Source organism: Gelidibacter algens (assembly GCF_001678675.1).
GTDB classification, from domain to species: domain Bacteria; phylum Bacteroidota; class Bacteroidia; order Flavobacteriales; family Flavobacteriaceae; genus Gelidibacter; species Gelidibacter algens.
Genome location: NZ_LZRN01000010.1, coordinates 77,544 through 101,521, shown reverse-complemented (window position 1 = coordinate 101,521; position 23,978 = coordinate 77,544). Strand labels below are relative to the sequence as shown.

The 23,978-nt window shown below is 35.8% G+C and carries 14 protein-coding genes and 1 pseudogene; 7 read left to right on the top strand and 8 right to left on the bottom strand.

Going from position 1 to position 23,978, the window contains the following annotated elements; all coding sequences use genetic code 11:
• Nucleotides 1–11: 11 nt before the first annotated feature.
• The 6 genes and pseudogenes from A9996_RS06975 to A9996_RS06955 all read right to left on the bottom strand — a co-directional run bounded on the left by A9996_RS06975 (nucleotide 12) and on the right by A9996_RS06955 (nucleotide 10,330).
• Nucleotides 12–3,113 (bottom strand): SusC/RagA family TonB-linked outer membrane protein, encoded by a 3,102-nt coding sequence (locus A9996_RS06975; protein WP_066432621.1) that lies wholly within the window; start codon nucleotides 3,111–3,113, stop codon nucleotides 12–14.
• 700 nt (nucleotides 3,114–3,813) lie between these two features.
• Nucleotides 3,814–3,969, bottom strand: a pseudogene (locus A9996_RS19845) (mannonate dehydratase); the annotation flags it as partial.
• Between the two features lie 176 nt (nucleotides 3,970–4,145).
• Nucleotides 4,146–5,747: an aryl-sulfate sulfotransferase gene (locus A9996_RS06970; RefSeq protein WP_066432619.1), complete on the bottom strand. Its 1,602-nt coding sequence runs from the start codon at nucleotides 5,745–5,747 to the stop codon at nucleotides 4,146–4,148.
• A 32-nt stretch (nucleotides 5,748–5,779) separates the two neighbouring features.
• Entirely contained in the window at nucleotides 5,780–6,964 is a 1,185-nt protein-coding gene (gene uxuA / locus A9996_RS06965; RefSeq protein ID WP_066432617.1) for a mannonate dehydratase, read from the bottom strand.
• 5 nt (nucleotides 6,965–6,969) lie between these two features.
• Complete coding sequence (locus A9996_RS06960; protein ID WP_066432615.1) at nucleotides 6,970–7,782, bottom strand: SDR family oxidoreductase; 813 nt, start codon at nucleotides 7,780–7,782, stop codon at nucleotides 6,970–6,972.
• 1,522 nt (nucleotides 7,783–9,304) lie between these two features.
• Nucleotides 9,305–10,330: a LacI family DNA-binding transcriptional regulator gene (locus A9996_RS06955; protein WP_066432613.1), complete on the bottom strand. Its 1,026-nt coding sequence runs from the start codon at nucleotides 10,328–10,330 to the stop codon at nucleotides 9,305–9,307.
• A 144-nt stretch (nucleotides 10,331–10,474) separates the two neighbouring features.
• On the opposite strand from A9996_RS06955, the gene A9996_RS06950 reads away from it, so the two are divergent.
• Together A9996_RS06950 and A9996_RS06945 are read left to right on the top strand one after the other, a co-directional pair.
• Nucleotides 10,475–11,497, top strand: coding sequence for a sugar kinase (locus A9996_RS06950; RefSeq protein WP_066432661.1), 1,023 nt, complete (start codon nucleotides 10,475–10,477; stop codon nucleotides 11,495–11,497).
• Nucleotides 11,498–11,509: 12 nt separating this feature from the next.
• Entirely contained in the window at nucleotides 11,510–12,178 is a 669-nt protein-coding gene (locus tag A9996_RS06945) for a bifunctional 4-hydroxy-2-oxoglutarate aldolase/2-dehydro-3-deoxy-phosphogluconate aldolase (protein ID WP_066432611.1), read from the top strand.
• Between the two features lie 582 nt (nucleotides 12,179–12,760).
• On the opposite strand, the gene A9996_RS06940 is transcribed toward A9996_RS06945, so the two are convergent.
• Both A9996_RS06940 and A9996_RS20485 read right to left on the bottom strand, forming a co-directional pair.
• Nucleotides 12,761–13,702: a tyrosine-type recombinase/integrase gene (locus tag A9996_RS06940; protein WP_245905240.1), complete on the bottom strand. Its 942-nt coding sequence runs from the start codon at nucleotides 13,700–13,702 to the stop codon at nucleotides 12,761–12,763.
• 68 nt (nucleotides 13,703–13,770) lie between these two features.
• Nucleotides 13,771–13,953, bottom strand: a complete 183-nt coding sequence (locus tag A9996_RS20485) for an Arm DNA-binding domain-containing protein (protein ID WP_245905241.1) — start codon at nucleotides 13,951–13,953, stop codon at nucleotides 13,771–13,773.
• 795 nt (nucleotides 13,954–14,748) lie between these two features.
• Between A9996_RS20485 and A9996_RS06935 the strand changes: the two genes are divergently transcribed.
• The 5 genes from A9996_RS06935 (at nucleotide 14,749) to A9996_RS06915 (ending at nucleotide 23,965) form a co-directional block, all read left to right on the top strand.
• Entirely contained in the window at nucleotides 14,749–15,348 is a 600-nt protein-coding gene (locus tag A9996_RS06935; RefSeq protein ID WP_146608899.1) for a hypothetical protein, read from the top strand.
• Nucleotides 15,349–15,952: 604 nt separating this feature from the next.
• Nucleotides 15,953–17,671 (top strand): DUF6377 domain-containing protein, encoded by a 1,719-nt coding sequence (locus tag A9996_RS06930; protein ID WP_066432607.1) that lies wholly within the window; start codon nucleotides 15,953–15,955, stop codon nucleotides 17,669–17,671.
• A 336-nt stretch (nucleotides 17,672–18,007) separates the two neighbouring features.
• Complete coding sequence (locus tag A9996_RS06925) at nucleotides 18,008–20,953, top strand: SusC/RagA family TonB-linked outer membrane protein (protein ID WP_083993877.1); 2,946 nt, start codon at nucleotides 18,008–18,010, stop codon at nucleotides 20,951–20,953.
• Nucleotides 20,954–20,964: 11 nt separating this feature from the next.
• Nucleotides 20,965–22,443, top strand: a complete 1,479-nt coding sequence (locus A9996_RS06920) for a RagB/SusD family nutrient uptake outer membrane protein (protein ID WP_066432602.1) — start codon at nucleotides 20,965–20,967, stop codon at nucleotides 22,441–22,443.
• A 61-nt stretch (nucleotides 22,444–22,504) separates the two neighbouring features.
• Complete coding sequence (locus A9996_RS06915) at nucleotides 22,505–23,965, top strand: SusE domain-containing protein (protein ID WP_066432601.1); 1,461 nt, start codon at nucleotides 22,505–22,507, stop codon at nucleotides 23,963–23,965.
• The last annotated feature ends 13 nt before the right edge of the window (nucleotides 23,966–23,978 follow it).

The window sequence follows — 23,978 nt, the reverse complement described above, 5'->3', positions numbered from 1 at the left end:
GTTGTTTCTATTTAAAATCCAATATTCAATCCAAGCATTACAGTGCGGCTCTGTGGGTAAGAACCTTCATCTATTCCCTCTCTTAATCCGCTATATGAATTAACATCGGGATCAAACCCCGTATAATGTGTCCATGTCAACACATTGAGAGCTGATGCATAGACTTCTAATTTTCTCATGCCCAAATTATCAACCATGGCATCAGGAAAACGATATCTAATATTTATATTTTTCAATTTGATGTAAGAACCATCTTCTACCCAACGACTTTGGACTCTACTATCTGAACGTAATGGGTCATCACTAACTGGTTTAGGAAAGTTTGTAACATCACCTTGTTCTCTCCATCTGTCTAAGGCGTCTGTAGAAAGATTGTTATATCTGACCACCGAATTTCTCTGGTGATTAATTTCGCTGTAAATATCATTACCGTAAGAGAATTGAAGGAAAACACCTAAACTAAGACCTTTGTAAGAAAAGGTATTGTTTAAACCTCCGAAAAAGTCAGGAGTGGCATCTCCAATAATCTGCCTATCATTTTCATCGATAATATTATCACCATTCACATCGTCCCAAATAGGATCACCACCTTTAAATTGTTGTCCTAATGCCCCATTGGTCACTTGGTTAACATTGTCTTCATCACGAGAGTAGACACCGTTAAATTTGTAGCCATAAAATGTTCCTATTGGCAGGCCTTCTTTTAAAATGTGAAAGTTTCCATTTTGAATAAAGCCATTGGTCAATAAGTTTTCTGGAAGGTCTTTAATCATATTACTATTAGAACTGATGTTGAAATTCGTCTCCCATTTTAAGTCGCCCACTAGATTTTGTGATGTAATAGCAAGTTCAATACCTTTATTCTCGATACTACCGATATTTTGGGTAACAAAAGAAAACCCTGTTGTTCTTGGTATAGGGACGTTATATAAAAGATCTTCTGTTACTTTTAAATAAGCATCTGCGGTAAGGGTGACTCTGTTTTTCCATAAAGAAATATCTAAACCAGCATTATACTGAGTCGTCGTTTCCCAAGTTAAGCCGGAGTTTGGCATCACTGAGGGAGCCGCACCTGAAAAATCCAAATAATTTGCACCTACAGCAAATTCTCCTTGTGATGTGTAATTGCCTATAGCCTCATTACCCGTTTGACCTGCGCTTAATCGTAACTTTGCGTCATTTACAACATTTAAGTTTTCAAAAAACGATTCATCTGAAAATCGCCATGCAATCGCTGCAGATGGAAAATATCCAAAGCGTTTGTCTTTACCGAATCTGGAAGATCCATCCGCTCGTAAATTGGCTTCAAATAAATATTTTCCTTTGTAATCATAAGAAACCCTGCCAAAATAAGAAAGCAATGAATGCTCAGTGGTAATATTCACCTCTTGATTGGAAATGGTTCCCGCCCCATTTAAAGTGGTAATATTATCACTCGAAAAGAACATCCCGTCTAAACCAACTCTTTCGTATTTCCAATCCTGAAAACTAAAACCTGCAAGCGCAGATAAATTGTGAGATCCTCCAAGTTGTTTATTAAAAGTTAAAAAGGTTTCATTCCCCCATGTTAAGTTGTTTAGTGCCCGTACGGAACCTGAATTATAACCTTCACGATAGTCTAATGTAGAAGGAATAAATTCGTCTTCCTTAATAGAAATGTAATCCAAATTCAAATTACTCCTTAATTTAAGACTTTCTAAGATTTTATATTCAACATATTGATTGCCAATTACTCGATTGCTCTTGTTCAAGTGTGTTGCCAATTCCGCAAGACCTATAGGATTTCTTCTTCCAAATTGGTAACCATTATAGGAACCATCAGGTAAATACGCTGCAAAAATTGGTGGACGCACCAACAACTCACGAATCACACTTAAATTACCTGTACCAGCTGCGTTAATTCTATTATTAACACCGTTGGTATAAGAAATACTTTGTCCGAAAGTAATTTTATCCGAAACCTTAAAATCGACGTTTAATCTTGTTGTGACCCTTTTGTAATTTGAATTTAAGATAACCCCGTCCTGATTCAAAAACGAAGAACTCCAAGCATATTTCAAATCTTCAGTTCCACCACGTACCGAAAGATCTATTTTGTATTGTGGTGCTATTCTCAATAATTCCTTTTGCCAATCAACATCACCATTGTTTTTAGGATTTAAGGAATCTAAGATAATTCCATTTGGCGTCACAGGATTGTCCATATTTCTATAGGAGTCGAGGATAACCTGTCTATATTGACTGGCGTTCAAAACGCTAAGTCTTCTAGGAATCTCACTGACACCTGATGATAAATTTAAATCAACCTGAGCCTTCCCTGAAATACCTCTTTTTGTTGTAATAAGAACAACGCCATTAGCTGCACGCGAACCGTATATAGCTGTTGATGCAGCATCTTTCAAGATTTCAATGGATTGGATATCTCCTGGATTAATATCGGCCAAAGGATTAAGTCCAAAATTCTCACTTCCGTTTAAGGAGGACAAGGAGGTTGATTCTATTGCAACACCATCAACGACATACAATGGCGAGTTTCCCGAATTTAAAGACGAATTCCCTCTTACTTTGATGCTCATGCCTCCACCTGGCGCACCAGAGTTAGAGGTCACCTGGACACCTGCAGCACGTCCTTGCAAAATGGATATAGGATCCTGTAAATTTGATTTATCAATATCCTCACTGCCCACTGAAACTATTGCACCTGTTAAGTTTCTTTTCTTTTTCGTACCATAACCAACAATGACCAATTCATCGAGCTGATCAACGGAAGGTGTTAGGACCACATTAATTTCAGTAGTGTTGCCTATTCTAATTTCTTGGTCTGTAAACCCCATATATGAAAACATTAAAATATTTTCCGGAGTCACATTCTTAATGGTATAATCACCATTAAGATCAGAAGATACGCCATTGACAGTTCCTTTAACAATGACGTTAACCCCAAATAAGGGTTTTCCAGTAGATTCATCTGTTATTTTTCCCGAAACCGTTAGATCTTGAGCATACCCATTGGAAAAAGCGCAACACACGAGGAATAAAACGCCTAAGACTGCACGTTTTTTTAATTCTCGTTTGCATCGCGACAGAGGATATGAGTGAATAATTTTTTCCATAAAATCGAGTGATTAGAGTGTTTGTATACTCAAATATAGTAAAATATATTTTTAATGCAAACGTTTGCATAAAAAATGTTATCAAATTGTTAAAGTCATTATATATACAAATCCCTGTTGTTGACCACTATTTTTACGATTTTAGTTTCTCAAAATCGTTTTATTTTGCAAGAAGTGTAATTGTTGAGAATTAAAATTTTTCAACGATGGCGCTACAGGACCACTTTATAAAATGAAAATTATCGATAAATATAAAATATGGAGACGACGTATATCCAATTAAAAAAAATAGAGATTATTTTGCGAACTATGGAATGGATATTATTTAGATAACTTTTACGAAAGATCACTCTTTCTTTTACACAGTTGAAAGTCTGTTTTAAAATAAAACCGCAGCTAGTGAAGTTGTATTATCGTCTCTTAGTCTTCTTGGCTTTGAAATTAATCAAAATCCATTGGATATTCCTACACCATAACTTTAATCAAATTAAACTGCGTATAAAGAAAGACCACAAATATTATTGAGCGGACACTTATATTATATACAACTTAAAATAAATAAATGCTAAAGTTTTTTTTGAGATCTACGGATTAAATATAAGATTAGAGTTTGTGCTCCTGATTGGATTAAAGATTGCTTACGATATATTTAAACATGAGTTACGTTCTACAAAATGAAGTTGAAAAGGAATGTGTGTAATTACTCCAAACTTTTACAACCCCCGAGTTCCAGATCCCTTAATTTAGCGATGCCACAGAATCTTCCAATATAAGAATGTCCAGGATTTGTCTCCTTAGTATGGTCATCCAACATTTTATGACCATGATCAGGACTAATTGGGATATTGAAATTGGTTTTTCGTGCAGCCTGTCTTCTTTACACACTTTTGAATGAGAACTCCATGATAATTTACAAACCTATAAAGGCATACTGTTCACAAAAAAAAGTTTTCAAATTTATTAAAACAAGAGGCCTATTTTATTTTTAAATCATAATGAACAACGGGCTATGACCCTATACTTGTAAAGAAATCAGTTGATTATAATTTTTATTCGTTTAATTACTCCTCCTTTTAGAAGTTCAATAAAATAAAAACCTGAATTAATATTAATGAATATATGGTCATTTAAAAAGTTTTTAGTTGTGAACACAACTCTGCCATTAACATCAATTATTTTTATAGCATCTAGTTTGATCTCTTTGTTAAATTTTAGAATATTATTATGAACTGGATTTAATATTTTGAGATTATCAATTTCAGATGTAGCTATACTCAAAGTTGCACAGGTGTCTGAAAGGGAATTTTCATTTTCAATAATACCTTTAGGTGTTAGGTCTTTTCCAGAAAAACCAATATAATAACTAGGATATTTTTCAGCTCTAAAGATGGAATTGGAATTTGGTGAAACGGCATCAAATTGATTAAATGTATTTTTTCCTGACGGATTTTTATAAGTCCATAAATGCTCGCCCGTTTTTGTTATTTCTGAAACTTGTCCTAGAGAAGTCTCACAAATTATAAAGTTACCATTTGGAAGACTGTGAGTTCCAGATTTTTTTGTTTCGTAAATTGTTCTTCCTAATATGGAACCAGTCCAAGACCAATCAAAATCTAATGGTTTAAACTTATTATTCACTTTGGTATACGTATTGCTCGAAATCTCTGGATCTAGTAAGTGAACTGAGCTATAAGATCTAATCCCGTCACCTCCATTGTTAAAAACGGATATTTTCCCTTCATCCAGATATCCTGATTCTACCCATTTTGCATCATGTTGTAAAAACAGCTTTTGGTCTTTAACTCCTCCTTGTCTGTAAACCATAGGATTACCCCATCGCCATAAAATATCTCCTCCACGATTTGAATTACCCCCAGTGTGACCAGAAGCTTCAGCAAGTGTAGTGCTATGGTCAATAATATAAATTTCATTTAAATGTCTTGCAGAAATAATAATCTGGTCAAGACTTGAATTATAATCAATGCCATTTACATGAGTATAACCTCTATCGAAATTCTCAAAATATGGATCTACATAATTGATATCAATAAGTTCAGGGTGATTTTCAACACTACCAAAATTTGATTTTGTATCATCATAATCTTGGATTAGGTGATCTATAAATTTCCATTCCCAAACAATTTCCGCATCATTTGTTCCAATTGGTTTTAACTCAACTATTTTATCAAGGTCAATAGTGCCCCCAACTTTAAGAGGATCTTTGCCATTGGCAATGATTTCTGAATTAGAATAACTGTCTCTAACTATACATAAAATATTTCCATTAGGAAGCGGTTCAATATCATGATGTTGGTTTAATCCATTTGAACGCATCTCATAGCTCCATAACACATTATTATCCCAGTCTCTAATTTCTAAAGCCTTTTTACCTGCGCGAAGTAATGTTCCATTTTCTAAAAGATAGCAGGTGGCTCCCGGTAACTCTGTAAACGTCCATTCATTAACTTTTTCACCACAGTTATTAATTAAATATACACTTTGGTTTACTTCAGGAGTAAAAAGGGTGTAGCCCTCAGTAACCTGATTATCTGAAAAAAGTAAACCAACGGTCGGGGATTGTGATCTTACAAAAGATACAGTTAAAAGGATAATAAATGTTATTTTTTTCATCATGACAATTTTTTTAAAACAAAATTAAAGCTGTGTTAATATAAACTTTTACGAATTCCCATTTCAAGCCCTCTCAATTCGGCAAGCCCGCGTAATCTGCCAATACACGAGTAACCAGGATTTGTCTCCTTAGTTAAATCATCTAGCATTTTATGGCCATGGTCTGGACGCATTGGAATATTAAAGTTGGTTTGTCCTTCTGACTTTCTTCTTTTTTGTTCGATAATGATCGCCTTTAAAACCGCAAACATGTCCGTATTGCCATCAAGATGGTTTGCTTCATGGAAATTCCCATTTGCATCGCTTTGAACATTTCGTAAGTGTAAAAAATGGATACGTTCTCCAAGTTCTTCAATCATTGCTGGTAAATCATTGTCTGACCTGACACCAAACGACCCTGTACAAAACGTTAATCCATTATGAATACTTTTTACGGCGTCAAATATATACAGTACATCTGCCTTGGTACTAACCACTCGCGGCAAACCTAAAATGGGATAAGGAGGATCATCAGGATGGATGCACATAAACACATTAGCTTGTTCAGCAGTTGGAATGATGTGTTCTAAGAAATGAACCAAATTTCCTCTTAATTGATCCGCGCCAATATTGTCATAAGTATTTAGGGCCAAATTGAATTGGATAATAGAATAGCCTTCTTCGGCACCTGGCAAACCTGCTATAATATTGTTGATGAGTTGTTCTTGTGCTTCAATGCTCATTTCGGAAAATCGAGTTCTGGAAAGTGCGATGATTTCTTCAGAGTAGCGTTTTTCAGTATGAGGTCTTTTCAATAAAAACAATTCAAATACAGCGAAATCGATAGCGTCAAATCGCAATGCCGTTGAACCGTCTTCCAATTCGAAATCCAAATTGGTACGCGTCCAATCTAATATGGGCATGAAATTATAACAGACCACATGAATTCCACATTCACTCAGATTAATAAGCGTCTGCTGGTAATTTTTAATGTGATTTTTATAGTTCCCAGTTCTTGTTTTAATGGCTTCATGAACAGGAACGCTTTCTACTACTGACCATCTTAAACCGGCATCTTCAATATCTGTTTTTCTTTTTTCTATTTCAGAAATCGGCCAAACCTCTCCATTTGGGATGTGATGTAAGGCGGTCACGATACCTGTTGCTCCAGTCATTTTGATATCTGATAACGACACTGAATCTTTTGGACCGTACCATCTAAATGTTTCTTCTAATTTCATAACTTCTAAACTCCTGAATAAGCGCTAAATCCACCATCTACATGTACCACAATTCCTGTAATAAACTTTGATGTGTCCGAGCACATCCACAAGACAGTACTCAACAATTCTTCAGCTTCACCAAAGCGTTTCATCGGGGTATTAGAGATGATGGTTTGCCCTCTTGCCGTCAACGTTCCGTCTGAGTTCAATAATAAATCTCTGTTTTGTTTCCCTATAAAAAACCCAGGGGCTATGGCATTAACTCTCAAATTAGTCGATAACTTTTGTGCCATTTCAACCGCGAGCCATTTGGTGAAATTCTCAACCGCAGCCTTCGAAGCAGAATAACCTACCACTCGTGTAAGTACTTGTTGTGCAGCAAGAGATGAGATGTTTATAATACAGCCTTGTTCTTGTTTTGAGATTTCTTTTCCAAAAATTAAGCATGGTAGTACTGTCCCTTTCAAATTGAGATCGGTGACGGTGTCAAAGGCGTCCATCTCCATTTCAAAAAAATCTTCATCAGGTTGAATCGTGGCCCCTTTCACATTTCCACCTGCCGCATTGATTAAAATGTCAATTCTTCCAAAGGCTTCGATGATTTTTCCTTTTGCATTTTCTAAAGACGTTTTATTGAGCACATCTGCAGAAATTCCCAAAGCAATGCCTCCATTCCCTTGGATTTCTTTGACTTTAGTTGTAATGGTATCTTGGGTTCTTCCCAAAATAACCACCTTTACTCCTTCCAAGGCTAGTCCTTTTGATATGGCAGCACCAATGACTCCTGAGCCACCTGTAATCACGGCGACCTTATCTTTATAATTATTTTTTGTCATAAAAACAATATAGTAAATATTGATTTTAAATCTTTGTCATTAACAATAAGTTAAAAAAAGTTTTTCTCAATCAATGACTTTTTTTAAAATTCAATAGATGAAGTGATTTAAACTTTATTTGAAAACTAAGAGAGGGTTTTGGATATTCGTGTTGCGATACATAAATAACTAAATCGCAACCTCATAAGTATTCAATACTCGACAAATATACGATAGAAATGGAAATTCTCCCATATATTCCCAAGACAAAAAGAGACTTTTGGCCTTTCCAAGAAATAATAAATATGATTCTATATCAACTCAAGACAGGCGTTTAATGGAAATATACTCCAATTAAGACGTTCATTAATTCTTTAACATTGAGTTGGTAGTCGGTTTATTTTCATTTCAGGAAATGGCGCCTTTCTTTGCGTGGTTGGTTTGTTTGACAAAACTCCTATAAAGGTACAAAGGAGAATTCGACCTGTCCAGTATCAATTTCGAAAGTAGCCAAACACAAGCGATGTGGAGCGGTCAGAAGGCTGAGTGCCAAGGGCGTGAAAAACGTAAAACTACCAAGGCATTATACCTTTCGGAAATATAGGGAAAAACCCTTGCCATATCTAGACTTTGGCTAGCAACGACGATGACCTACACGATGTTGAAATGCAGTTTGAAGTGGTAACGGCGACCCTATAAAAGGCGGACATATCTGTGGATGACCTGTTCCTGAATACGATGCCGGTTTCGACTCTAGGGAATTTATGGAAAATTGTGCCATATAAGGAAGTTAATGCCAGCATCTGCTTCAACAAACTCCACTAAAATGCCGATAGGAAAAATATTTTGACCAAGAATTATGTGCTTCTAGATATGCCATAGAACAAACCAATGCTTGGAGGGACAGTTTCCGTTCCTTATTAGACCGGTTTGATACATCAACAAAGCGTTGGAAAGGGCTTATTTACTTGGCTTAGCACTCAAAAAGCTTAAGAAGAAACTAAAACCAAAAGTTTAAACCAATTCAAAAACCTCACTAAACAGTGGTTTGGTTATCAAAATAGTAATTGTATGGGAAATCCGCTGTTTACGTATAACTCTCATTTAAAAAAACTTCTTAAAGGATTGCATCGAATAGTTGATGAATGAGACAAAAAACCGAAGATTAAGCTCCGGCTTTCTAATGTTAAAATAGGGATTCAACATTCTAAAATGCACATTAACTTAATCCTTAATCATTTTATGTGACTATCTTTTTTGATTGTGGCTTCGAAGATAACCATATCCCCACTACAGTAATTCACGAGTATAGTTTCATATTAATCAAGAGTTGAAAATATTGCAGCATCTATGTCTTTTATAATTATAAATTAAAACTTTAATGGCATCTATCTTGTCATAAAAAAATAGTTTGTTTGAGTTAGTTTTGTTTGTTATGACCTTCCTTTTGAAAGATCATACTTTTCTAAATAGGAGTGGAAATTAGAACAAATGATTTTATTTTGTCAGACCTCTATAATACTAAATGCATAATAAATTGTAATTAGGTTAAAATCCTCGAAGAATCTCTCACAATCAATTCAGCTGTTAATATTTGCTTGTTTAAACTTTGTTTTAAATAAGTTTTTTCTACTAAAGCAAGAAATGTTTCTGCTGCCAATCTTCCAATTTTATCACTGTGTTGGTTGATAGTTGATAGACTAGGTGTTACTATACCTGTAAAAGGTTCATTGCCAAAACCTACAATTGCCATGCTATCTGGTATTGCGATATTGTTTTCTTGGAGAACTTGCAAAGCTCCTAACGCGGCATAATCGCCTGCCACATAAACTGCATCAGGGGGATTGTTTAGAGCTAATAATTGCAACATCTTCTCTCGACCGTCTTCAAGTGTCAAACTACTTTCTAAAAGTAATTCGCCATCAGATGGCAAATTGTATTTTTTTATGGCATCAATATAACCCCGAATACGATTATTAAAAATTCTGCTACGACTGAAACCACCAATATGACCAATTCGCTTTTTTCCTTGAGAAACTAAGTGTGCAATTATTAAATGACTACAGTCGTAATCATTAATCCCGATATAATCTACATTTAAGTCGTTCTCTCCTCTGTCAAATAGAATCAGGGGAATTTCTTTTGATTTTATTTTCTCAAAATACGATAAATCTGTTGTTTCGTTAGCCATAGAAGCTATAATACCATCTACCTGAGTAAATAACAAAGTATCTATATTAGCACATTCTCTTTTGTACGATTCATTTGATTGGGTGATGATAATCTGATAACCTTTTTTATTTAAAACCTCTTCTATATTTTCAATGACAGAAGAAAAAAAATTACTATTTGTTCTAGGGACAATGACACCAACTAAATTACTTTTTCCTTTACGTAAAGCACTCGCCAAGTGATTAGGTTGATAGTTTAATTCTTCAGCCACTTTTTTTACCGCTTGCTTAGTTTTATCGCTAATCCTTGAATTCCCTTGCATAGCCTTAGATACTGCAGCTGTCGAAATATTTAACACATTCGCAATATCTTTTAGTGTGGGTTTTTTATTAGCCAATTTTTTCTATATTTGTTTAATCGATTAACCAAACTTACTGAATTATTAAATAGAATCAAAACCTATTTAAATTGTTAGTAGGTTACATTTTTGGATGGAAAATCAATTAATTAAGAAATTTATAGGTTAAAGCTAGTCTTAATGATGAAAAAAGTTATCACATTCGGAGAATTATTACTTCGATTGGCTCCAAAAGAATACTTAAGATTTTCACAAGCTAGCAGTTTTGATCTGGTTTATGGTGGAGGAGAATCTAACGTCGCAGTTTCCTTAGCAAACTACGGTGTTTCTGTGGATTTTGTAACCCGTCTACCAAAAAATTATATTGGTGAATGTGCAATGATGGAAATGCGTAAACACGGTGTTGGCGTAGATAAAATAGTATGGGGAGGTGAACGTTTAGGTATTTATTACCTCGAAGTTGGATCTGGTGCACGGGGAAGCAATGTAGTTTATGACAGGGCAAACAGCTCCATGGCAACCATAAAAAGAGGCACCATCAATTGGAAAGAAGTTTTGCAGGATGCCACTTGGTTCCATTGGAGCGGTATCACACCTGCCATTTCAGAATCTGCGGCACAAGAATGTTTAGAAGCGATAAAGGCAGCTCACGAGCTGCGAATCACCATTTCGACTGATCTTAATTATAGGTCGAAACTTTGGCAATACGGGAAGACACCCAAAGACATCATGCCTGAATTACTCCAGTACAGCAATATTATACTTGGCGATCTTGACACGGCTTTTTTTATGCTAGGAAAAAATAAAGTCCACCCAGACTATCAGGATGAAAAATCATTGCCTGTGTTGTACGATGCTTTGTTTCAGTCGTGTCCTAATTTAATTACGGCAGCCACTACTTTGCGGTATTCCATTGGTGCATCACATCAACAAATAGGAGGTGTTTTATATGATGGAAAAAGTATTTTTACTGCAGATGTTAAAAATGTGACGCCAGTTGTGGATAGAGTTGGTAGCGGTGATGCATTTATGGCAGGCTTAATTTATGGGTTGATCCACAATGTTGATGACCAACAAAGGGCGTTGAATTTAGCAGTTGCTGCATGTTGTTTAAAACATACGATCAAAGGTGATGCCAACTTGGTAACATTAGAAGAATTGGAAAAACTAATTGGTGGTGATGCCTCAGGAAGCATTGTACGATAAATAGAAATAGACATGGCACAATTTACACGAATAGAAGTGGCACAAGCCATGAAGGACACTGGCATGGTACCCTTGTTCTTTAGTACGGATATAGAACTGAGTAAGAATATATTAAGGGCTTGCTATGATGGTGGTGCCAGAATAATGGAGTTTACGGCAAGAGGCGATTTTGCCCATGAAGTTTTTGGTGAATTAACCAAATATGCCATAAAGGATTTACCAGGTATGATAATGGGCGTTGGTTCTGTAACTGATGCCGCAGCTGCTTCATTATATATAGCACTAGGTGCGAATTTTATTGTTACGCCAGTTCTGCGAGAAGATATTGCTATGATTTGTAACCGTCGAAAATTATTGTGGTCCCCTGGCTGCGGTACGTTAGCAGAGATTGCTAAAGCGGAAGAATTGGGATGCGAAATTATAAAGTTATTTCCTGCAGAGATCTATGGCCCTCAATTTGTGAAAGGCATAAAAGGACCACAGCCATGGACAAGTATTATGCCCACGGGTGGAGTTTTACCAACCGAAGAGAATTTATCAAGCTGGTTTTCTGCAGGGGTTACTTGTGTAGGAATGGGGTCTCAGTTAATTTCAAAAGAAATTCTTGCTACCAAAAACTTTGCAAAGTTAAAATCAGATGTAGCAGCAATCTTACACATTATTAAATCTTTGAGAGCTTAAAAGTTGAGATACATGCTCAATACTCACTTTTGGTTCTGTTTTAGGCTCAAGACATGTTTTTCATGATAATAGTTAAGATTTCGGATCCAATGTCATTTGGCCAACTCGATCTTTTAAAACCGTGATAATCTGGTTCTCGGTAAATTTAATAATTGCCATTTTTACAATTTGAGTTTAAAGGTCGTAAATTCAAATTTATATGCTTACTAGACTTATTTCTGAAGGATCGATTTTAAAATTTAAATGTTGTCTTTAAGTGATATTCTAGATGTTGTCTTAAGTGATATTCTAGAAATCTCAACTTGAGATTTCTGAAAAAATTCGTAGATAATTGCAATAAGTTAATTGTTGACACCTAGCGGTTATTAAAAATAATTAATCAATTACTAAGAGGTGCGTAATTAGGTGAGTTAATTACTAAATAAAATTTATAATTAAATGATGATCAACACTATTTTAAGTCTCGGTTAGTTCCTCTTTCTTCTCAACCAATTCAAGAAGGGAGCAGGGAAATTCAGAAAGTTATTTATAGGAAGCATTGTATAATTTTTACCAATCAGAAAACTCATCCAAACTTAATTATTAAAAATCCACAACCTTATCTAAAGCATCATCAACTTCATCTTCCATGAAATTTGATTGGTAAATAATCGTCGTGGTAACCGAGGAGTGCCTGTAAAGCTTCTGCAACATATGAATCGGAATTTTACTGCCGGAAATATTCCCAAAGCTGTGACGAGCGATGTGCATGCTTAAGTTTTTGGTAATCCTCAACTCGAGAGCTATGTTCTTTAAATGCCTGTTACTTGTTCTTGTAACTATTTTAATCCTTGTTCTAAGTGTCTTAGCGTGATTTGGATCGACCATCCTTAATTCTTCGAACACAAAATCATCTTGCGCCAAAACTCTATAGTGTTCTAGGATTGGCTTGGCTTTCTCCGGAATTTTCAGAGAAACAAGTTTTTGATTTTTCCCCATTCGATAACGAAGTCGATTATCAATAAAATCCGACCATTTGAGTTGTATGACATCCCCAATTCTTATACCTGCAAAATAGAAACTTATAAGCCATATATTTAACGCATGCTGTTGAGAAGGTGTTAGATTAATCGCATTTTCAAGTAACTTAACTTCTTCAATCGTTAGGCCAATTTTTTGAGACTCCAAAAGTTTTATTGTATAACCGCCCCTACCAAATGGATAATAATTACGTTCTGCCCAATTCTCACCAATTGCGATATTGTAAATTGTTCTAATGTCAATCATGTAATTAACTATGGTACGGTGTGCCAATCCTCTATTGTTCTTCAAATAAGCTTCGAGACGTTTCAACAGATCAACAGTTATCTCATTAAAATGTAGTTTTTCAGATTTCGAAAATGTTTTAAACTTATCCATTCTACTTTTAACAACATCACGTTGATGGTATTGACCTCGCTCCTCTAATCGTCTCAATTGAATTCTAACGGCACTAAAAAAATCAAATCGCTCTTTTTTAACAATGTTAGTTTTGATGGCGGACACAGATTGATATTCTCGTTCAGACTCCGCTTTGAGTAGACGTTTATTGGCTTCGCTAAGTTTAGTGAAAATTAAGAAATGGCATCAGGATGAGATTTTCTGACGAGACCTTTTTGTTGATTCCATTCCATTTTATCTATATATTGCCCAGTAAATATGTAGGAAGTTTTCCTGTCTTTAGTAATTCTTATCGCAATTGGGTACAACATTCGACCATTTGGTTTGTTTCTAAGTACTGTTTGAATTGATGCCATAACCTGATTTTTAGACAATTAAGTTACGACTTTTTAGGTACAACATAGGTACAACAAATAGCCATTTTACTTGATGTTAGATGATAGTATCTAACATTATATTTAATTTAACTAATTAATTATCAGGGTATTTATAGAAATTTGGTTTGTAATATTGAATTTTCATAACCCGGAGGTCAGGGGATCGTGCCCCCTTCTCGCTACTAGGTAGACAAAGGAAAAGTCAAGATTTGAAATCTTGACTTTTCCTTTGCTAAAATATAGCTAAACATTAACGTTTTGAACAGATTGAAATACTCTTCCAGATACGTAGGGTCTTGTCTTCGTATTCTTAATAAACAAATTTTGTTGGATTTTCAAATATCTCCGGAAAAATTTGTATCGCAAAATCACTTGTCAAATTAGTTAGAGTTCCGTTTGTTTTGTCACTTTCATAAAGTTGACGATAACAATGACATCGTAAAATTTGTAATTCACATACTTTTGTTCGGATAATATTCTTTCTGCCAATGGAATAAAGCCATAAAGTATTTGATTTTTTTTCAGAAATCTTATGTTTTACTCCCGCTAATTATTTTTAAAACAGGTAATTGTATTTTTTTTATCTTTGTACGTCAACACGTTATGTTTAAAAACATTGGTGTGATGTTCATAATTATCCTTCTATATGTGGATTAATGGATTGAGAACCTCATAAATAAAAAGCAAAATTTATGAACCCATAAACGGCAGCCCTTTAGTAATTACTTTTGGTAAATTACTCCTTAAAAAAACAGATTTAAAAATAAAAAACAAATGAAAAATCAATTCCCTTTTCTAATTCTTCTAGTGTGCTTGATAACCATGGTTTCTTGCAAGGAAGCTGCAGAAAAAAATACCGAGTCCGTTGATGAAAAAGTTGAACAGTTTGAGAAAAAAGACAAAGACCTAGGTACTTGGCTTCAAGATTTGGCGGGTACAACCCCCCATACCGGTGAAGCACTTATAGCCAAATTGCCCAAGGAGCTGATTGGAATGCCTTTGAGAAGTACTGGCAGCCCTAGTGTGCAAACCATAGCGGGCACATACAGCTTAGATGAAGACCCAAATAATGAAAGTACTTCAATATCAATAACCGTTATAGATGGAGCCGGTACTAATGGTTTTCAGCATGTTAATGCGGTTTATAAATTAATTAATCAAAAAGTAGATTACAAAAGCGAAGAAGGTTGGTCCAAAACGTATGAACATAAAGGAAACCAACTACTCATTAAAGAACAAGCTATTAAGGATATACAGCGTTCTGAATTGGAATACATCAAAGATAATCGTTACCACATCACGCTTTCCGGGCGCAGATTAAAGAGCGATGTATTACTTAATGCTATGGATGATTTAGAAAAGATAAGGTTTTAATTAAAATGAAAATTAAACTGCTATGAAAGTGAATTTTAAAAGGCTCCCTTTTACTCTTTCTGTTTGCGGCTTGTAAGGTTGAAAGTGAACACAAAAAAAACATCAGAAGATTCGCCAAAAAATTATAAATAAGTATCAAAAGTTGTAACAAAAAAACTTTAAAATGAAATACCGCTCAACGCACCAGACTGGAAGACACCTTCCACTATACTATCAATAATTTGGAGCGGGTTCAAGTGCAAGTAAATTCAGAAATTAATCAAGCAATAGGCACTTTTGGAGAGGGTTTAATCAAATTAAACAATACATCTTCAGTCAGTTTTGAAGAACAATTAATTAGAACCTAAAAAAAGTACATCTCCTATGCGGTGATGATAAGCATTGCATGGCTTATGTATGGCTAATAAAATTCACCTGCTTTTAGAATTCAAATTAAATCTGGGAATACCTAAATGAGGTATCTCTATCCACAAACAAAAGCAGGAAAATTAATTTATATTTGCTCCCTATTTCCATTTCGCTATTTTGGAATTTCAAAATATCGTTCAATTATGATTTTAAGATGCCCATAAATCCATAATCCTATTTTAAAACTCCTAAGGAAATGTTAGATTTCCTGCTGTTAATCACCGATTTGAAAACATTACTAAAAATAATCAAACCACTGGCGCTACTCCTAGCGTGTAATTTTTGTTTTATATCCATTGCGCTATCACAAGAGAAACCTATACTCCAAGAATTGGAAAAAACTCTTGATTCTTCTCACATATACGATCAAAACAAACGCCATACTGTAAACCTTCTTAAAAAAGAGCTTTCAGAAGTTGACCCACAACGTTTGCAAGAGAAATTTGATTTGTACAACCGATTGTTCGATCAGTACAAAGTATTTAAGAGTGATTCGGCGTATTTCTATAGTTTAAAAACAAAAGAAATCGCCACCCAACTCAATGATTCTTCCTTAATTAGTAAGGCATATCTCAATTTGGCAGATATCGCCATCTCAGTGGGCATGTATAAAGAAGCTTTGGACTACCTTCAAAGCATCCACATAGACACCGTTAGAGATGTTGATAAACCTATGTATTATGGTTTGTATGGAAGAGGCTATAGTGATATGGCAGAATATAGTGGACTGCCAGATCTCAGCCAGAAATACAATGAATACGCACGTTCTTACAGAGAAAAGATCTTGAAGCTGACAGAGAAAGGCAGTTTTTTCAACAGTTTTATGGTGGCTTACAATCAGTTCAGTGATGATGAGTTGGATTTAGCTACCAAAAACTTAAAATCCCTTTTGAACAAAAATTTAGATTTAGGGGAAGAGGCATTGGCAAATTTTGTTCTGGGGCAAATTTACCAAAGAAAAAATCAGTTAGATCTAGCGGAATATCATTATGCCAGTGCCGCTATTGCAGATGTAAAAAACTCCACTAAAGAATCATTGGCAATTATAAAGCTTTCAGAATTACTGTTCAAAGACAAAAAACTTGAAATGGCTTCTTCCCTAATACAGAAGGCTTATGAGGATGCCAAATTTTATGGAGCACAGCAAAGAAAACTTCAAGTAGGCGCAATATTACCATTAATTGAAGAGGAGATTGTCAAGAACATTGAAATGGAGCGTAAGCGCCTCTATTGGCAATACATCAGTGTGGTTGTTTTTTCAATACTCATGATTCTTTTTTCATCAATAATTTTTATTCAGTATAAAAAGCTGCAAAAAGCGCGAGGTGCCATTTCAAAAGCCCATGCCAAATTAAAAGAAACACATACACAACTTCTTATTGTAAACAATCAATTGAAAACGCGTAACATTGAGATTGAAACCGTAAACAATCGGCTTTCTGAATCCAATAAAATTAAGGAAGATTATTTGGGCTTTTTCTTTACGGAGTATGACAATATATTTGAGAAGTTCAATGATCTCACTGCTGAAATTGAAGTAAATCTTTCATTGGAAGAGTATCAAAAAGCAAGCTATCAATTATCTAGATATGATTTGAAGAAAGAAAAGCAGAAATTGCTTCATAATTTTGACACTGCTTTTATAGGTTTATTTCCGAATTTTATAAATGAGTTCAACAGTCTTATGAAACCTGAAAACCAAATAAAACTCAAAAATGGACAGCTCCTCAACAAGGAGCTACGAATTTTTGCGTTGATCAGATTGGGCATCAAACACAATGATAAGATTGCTCAAATTTTAGGATATTCCGTCAACTCCATCTATGCTTATAAATCTAAAATTAGAAATATGTCTAAAGTGGAGAATGAACTTTTCGACCAAAATTTAATTGACAATACCACAATTAAAGTCTAATACTATTTCCATATTCCTAAATTTCGCCTAATTATATTGACTTACCGCGATTAAATATCTATATAAAATTCTATTCAAAAATATAGTTACTTAAATGACTATCAAATGAATAACCAAATTATAACCTATAGGAGTCTTCTATTTATCTATATGAAATCCTAAATCGGTTTTTTGGCTATGGTTTTTTTGTTCCTTTGAGTTAATTGGTATGTCTTTAATGGTACTCGTTGTACCTATTATTAAATTAATTCTCGATATGAACAAAAAAAATTAATAAGTAACCAACTTAAAAAGTGTTGTTACATTTTCATTTTCCTTTTCTTGACTCCATTGCTAATGGTTTCTCAAGAAATTAAATTGGCAGGTAAAGTGTTGGATGAATTGAACGTACCCTTAATTGGCGCAACAGTTTTAGAGCTTGGGTCCAGCAATGGTACGACCACCAACTTTGACGGTGAATTTGAAATAACAGTTGCCAGTTTAAAATCGAAATTGGAAATTAGTTATGTTGGATACATCTCACAAACCGTTAATGCTACAAAAAGCGCTATTACGGTTCAAATGCAGCCAGATATAGCTGCTCTAAATGAGATTGTTATTATTGGTTATGGCGCCTCGAAACAAAGGGATTTGACTGGGTCAGTGTCTTCCGTTTCATTAGATGATATTGGTGACCAGCCTTCATCTAATATTGGTGACGCTATACAAGGAAGAGCCGCGGGCGTTACTGTCATCACCTCAGGCCAACCAGGAAACAACCCGACCTTTAGAATTAGAGGTACTGGAACTATTGGCAACAACGACCCTCTCATTGTGGTTGATGGCATGCCATTAAATGGGGGCTTAAACCAGGTGAACATGAATGACGTTGCCTCCATCCAAGTTTTAAAGGATGCTTCTGCAACTGCCATTTATGGTGCCAGAGGCTCCAATGGGGTTATTATTATCAGTACCAAACGAGGGAAAAAAGGAAAAGGAACTATTGATATTGATATCTTTACAAGCTTTCAACAAGCCACCAATGTTATTGATGTTTTAAATGCAGAACAGTTCGCTAGCTTAAGCAATGAAATGCTTGTCAATGGAGGCTTTACCCCTAATCCTAATTTCTCTAATCCCTCTACCCTGGGCGCAGGAACCGACTGGTTGGATCCATTCTTCACTACTGGTAGACAAAGTAATGTGACGCTATCCTATGCTCAAGGCAGTGACAAATCTAATCTGTTTACCTCTTTAAATGTGTTTGATCAAGATGGTATCATCATCAATTCAGAATATACCCGCTATATTTTACAATTTAATTCGGATACAGAAATTAATGACCATGTCAAATTTGGGAACAGCTTAAAATTAAATTATGACCTCAAGAAAAATGGGGACAACAACATTCAAAATGCCATTTTATCCTTACCAACACAACCGCTCTTTCGCGAAAATGGCAATTATTCAGGTCCAATCGGGCAGCCAATATATTCTGGAGATATAGAAAATCCGATAGGAAAATCAAACATTGTTGAAAACACCATTAAGGGATACAATCTTCAAGGCAACGTTTATGGAGAATTAGGATTTTTGAAATATTTTAAATTCAAAACCTTATTGGGTATCGAAGCAAACTTTTTTGACACTAGAACATGGGCACCATCCTATAGCTGGGATTCAGATGTGGCACCAAATGCTTATTTATCTGAATCTGCAAATAAAAGCTTGACGTTGGTTTGGGACAACACGTTGACCTTCAATAAAGAGTTTGACAACGGCAGCTCTATAACCGCTTTATTGGGAACCAGTGCACAAGAAAATCAATTTAAATTTATCAGTGGATCTGTTCAAGGCTTTCCAAGTGAAAGTACTCAAACCTTAAACAACGGACTCTTGCAACCTACGATTAATGGCAGCGGATCAGAATGGTCTATATTCTCCTTTTTTGCAAGAGGCCAGTTTGATTATAAAAATAAATATTACCTAACGGCAACAGTCAGACGCGATGGGTCTTCCCGATTTGGAAACGGCAATAAATATGGAACGTTCCCTTCGGCTTCCGCTGCTTGGAGAATTTCCGAAGAAGATTTCCTTCAACAATCAAAAACCTTTAACGATCTGAAATTGAGAGTTGGTTACGGGATAACAGGGAATCAAAACATCGGCAATTATTCCTTTGCTTCTGCATACAATACCAACTTATATAATTTTAATGGTGTTTTTGTGACGGCTGCTGTTCCAACCGTCCTGCCCAATTCCAATGTAAAATGGGAGTCCCAAAAACAATTCAATATTGGTGTGGATGCTACCCTATTCAATAACCTCATGGAGGTCACTGTGGATGGGTACGTCAAAAACACAGAAGACATGTTGGTGCCTCAAACGGTTCCTGCCACTTCAGGATATTCTGATATTTATGTGCCCTTTATTAATGCTGGTAAAATCAGGAATACAGGTATTGAGTTTGTACTCACAACACACAATATAAATAAAGATAAGTTTAAGTGGTCAACAGATGCTGTTTTTGCATATAACAAAAACGAAGTCATAGACATCAATAGCGATACCCCTTTAACTACTGGAAGTCTTGGTTTGAACTATACTTTAGGAAGAATCCAACCAGGGCAGCCTATAAATGTGTTTTATGGATTTGTACAGGATGGGATTTTTCAAACTCAAGAAGAAGTCAACACTCATGCGGTACAAGTTCCTGGTAATAATCCGGCTACCAGCACTTCACCTGGAGATATCAGATTTAAGGATTTAAATAGTGATGGCGTCATCAATGATGATGACCGTACGTTTATAGGTAATCCAAATCCAAAAATCTCCTACTCGTTAAATAACACCTTCACCGTTGGCGATTTTGATTTGAGCATTTTCTTTCAAGGCGTTTATGGCAATGATATTTTTAACGCCAACAGACTTTATACCGAAAACATGTCAGTCACGACCAACCAGTCCACAGCCGTAATCGATCGTTGGCGAGGGGCTGGAACAAGTAATTCTATGCCAAGAGCTGTTTTTGGAGATCCAAACAATAACAACAGACAATCAACACGGTATATTGAAGACGGGTCTTACTTGCGACTCAAAAATGTGAATCTATCCTATACGCTTTCTGCAGAAAAATTTAAGAATATCCTCTTTAACTCTGTAAAAATTTACGTGTCTGGACAAAATTTATTCACCATCTCTGACTATTCAGGATTTGATCCAGAGGTTGGACCAAACGGAATTGACAATAATATCTATCCAATAACTAGAACCTTCACTTTAGGGGCAACTTTAGGATTTTAAAAAGAAGAATTATGAAAAACCCAATATATTTTATAGCTGCAATGGCAATGCTTTTTTTAAGCAGTTGTAGCGAAGAATTCTTAGATAAGCAACCTTTGGATACCATCAATACAGAGAATTATCCAAAAACAGCAGAAGAATTGATCACTGTCGTTAACGGGGCTTACCAACCTTTGCAATGGCCAAAATTATACAATTTAAGAATGTGGACTTCTGATATCATGGCAGGCAATAGTATTGTTGGCGCTGGTGGCGGAACAGACGGTATTGAAACCCAAAACATGTCAAATTTTATAGTGCAGCCCGATAATGCCGGCGTGCTAGATTTATGGAGAGGTCCTTGGCCAGGCATATTGATGACCAACATCGTGTTGGAAACTGCACCCACCCTTGACATTAATGAAGATTTAAAAAACCGTTCAATGGGTGAAGCTTATTTTTTAAGAGCACACTATTATTTTATACTGGCTCGCTATTTTGGAGATGTGCCTCTTATTACAACACCATTAAGTTCAGACGATAATTTATTCCCATCAAGAACCTCAGTGAATGAAGTTTATGATTTAATAATTAGTGATTTAACAAATGCCACACAGTTATTACCTCCAAATTCATCCTATAGCCAACAAAATATTGGCAGGGCTTCTAAAGGTGCTGCCTATGGGATGTTGGCAAAAGTACACCTCACATTGGGCAATTATCAGGAAGCTGTCAATATGATCACCCAAGTTGAAGGGCTTGGATATGCATTGAATGCCAATTACTTTGACAATTTTAATATTCAAAATGAAAATTCGCAAGAATCCATTTTTGAAGTTCAATATGCTTCTGATGGTGGTTTTAGTTTTTGGGACAATGAAAATCAGTCTTCTTGGACAAGTCCATTTATGGGACCAAGAGGTTCCAATTTTGTTGGTGGAGGTTTTGGGTGGAATCAGCCTACTCAAGAATTCATTAATCAGTATGAACCAGATGACGTCAGAAAAGATGTGACTGTATTGTACGAAGGCGGTCCAAATTTTGACGGTCTTGCTTATGAAGCATCCTATTCTTATACTGGATATAACGTCCGCAAGTTTTTAGTCCCAATAAGCGTCATTCCTAGTTTCGATAACAGCCCGATGAATTTCCCAGTGTTACGTTACGCCGATGTTCTCTTGATGAAAGCTGAGGCACTCAACGAACTTGGACAAACCAATGAGGCCGAAGATTATCTTAATATGGTTAGAAATAGAGCTGGGCTAAGTGACGTTCAAAGAGGTTTGAGCCAAGTTGATTTTAGAGACGCCGTGCTTAAGGAACGTCGATTGGAATTGGCTTTTGAAGGCCAAAGATGGTTTGATTTAATTCGTGTCAACAATGGCCAATATGGTCTTGATTTTCTGCATTCCATTGGTAAAAATAATGCGACACAAAAGCACCTTTTGTTTCCGGTGCCTCAAATTGAAATCGATAGAAATCCTAATCTGACTCAAAATACAGGTTATTAATTACTAAATTATATGATGATGAAAACACATAAAAAAATGTAAATTTATTGCCGTGATTTTTATGTCGGTGATTTTTTCAGCATTTTTTTCCTGCGATGATGAGCTGACTAATGATGCTTTTGATCAAGAGGATACATTAGCGCTTACCATCTCTAATGATGATCTTGTTTTAGAGGAATTGTTTTTTACCAACACAATAAATTTCGACTGGACCACAGGAACAAACCAAGATACAGGAGCAGCTATAAAATATACTTTGGAAATGGACATGGCTTCAGGCGATTTTTCAACGCCTATGGCCACTTTATTCTCGGGTGTCCAGTCTACTTACAGGTATGAAATGACCTACGGCGATTTGAACAATATGCTCTTGGATAATGGATTGAATCCAAATGAATCGTATCAGTTGTCCATGAAAGTTACCGCTACTATTGCCGATGCTTCTGTTGCGCAACAAACAGCAATGACAAATTTTGCAGTAACCACGTTCAAACCCATAACCTCACGTTTGTTTATGGTAGGCGATGCCACACCAAATGGATGGGACATTAGCAATGCCACTGAACTGGTCTCCTCTACAAATACGAGAGGTGTATTTATTTATGAAGGCGATTTAACGCCTGGCAATTTTAAGTTTGCTGTTAATCAGGATGGATGTTTCTGCCAAGATTTTTATACAAAAGACGCTGCCGATGGCACAAGCATGGTTTATAACCAAGGTGGCAGTGGGGATGATTTGCAATGGACGATTGACCAAGAGTTGGGACCTGATGAAGATTATAGAATCACTGCCGATTTGCTAAACTTGACCATCACTATAGAAATTGTCGAATCAGTTGTTGATACGCCCCCATTCAGCACGCTTTGGATTGTGGGAGACGCAACTGAAAGTGGCTGGAACATTGATGCGCCGGCAGCATTTAATCAAGATGGGGAGAATCCGTTTTTATTCAATTATGAAGGCCAATTCAATCCGGGGAATTTCAAGATTTTTGCGGGTCCTCTAGGCGATTTTTGCGGCGAATGGTACAGACCCTTTACAAATAACGAGTTGATGGTTAATGGACCAGTCAATCAAAATTCAGGATGTGATTCTGATACTAACTGGCTGGTAACAGAGCAGACGAAAGGAAGATATAAAGTTGTTTTGGACACTGAAAACAATACCGTTTCATTTAATAAAATCGCTTTATACATTATTGGTGATGGCGGTCCAAATGGTTGGAATATTAGCACCCCTACCCCAATGACCTACACAAACGGCGAATATGTTTATACAGGTCCATTAGGAGCTAACAATCCAACCGGGGAATTCAAAATATCAAAATTCAAGGGCGATTGGTGCAACGGAGATTGGATAAATCCTGCCACAAATGGACAATCCATAAACAACACCAATTTTATGTATACTTATGCCTGTGATGGTCCTGATAATAAATGGAAACTTCAAACTGGTCAAGCCGGAAACTATGTCATTCGAATTAATTTAGAAACCGAGCAAATGACCATTACACCCCAATAATAAATAGTTTAAA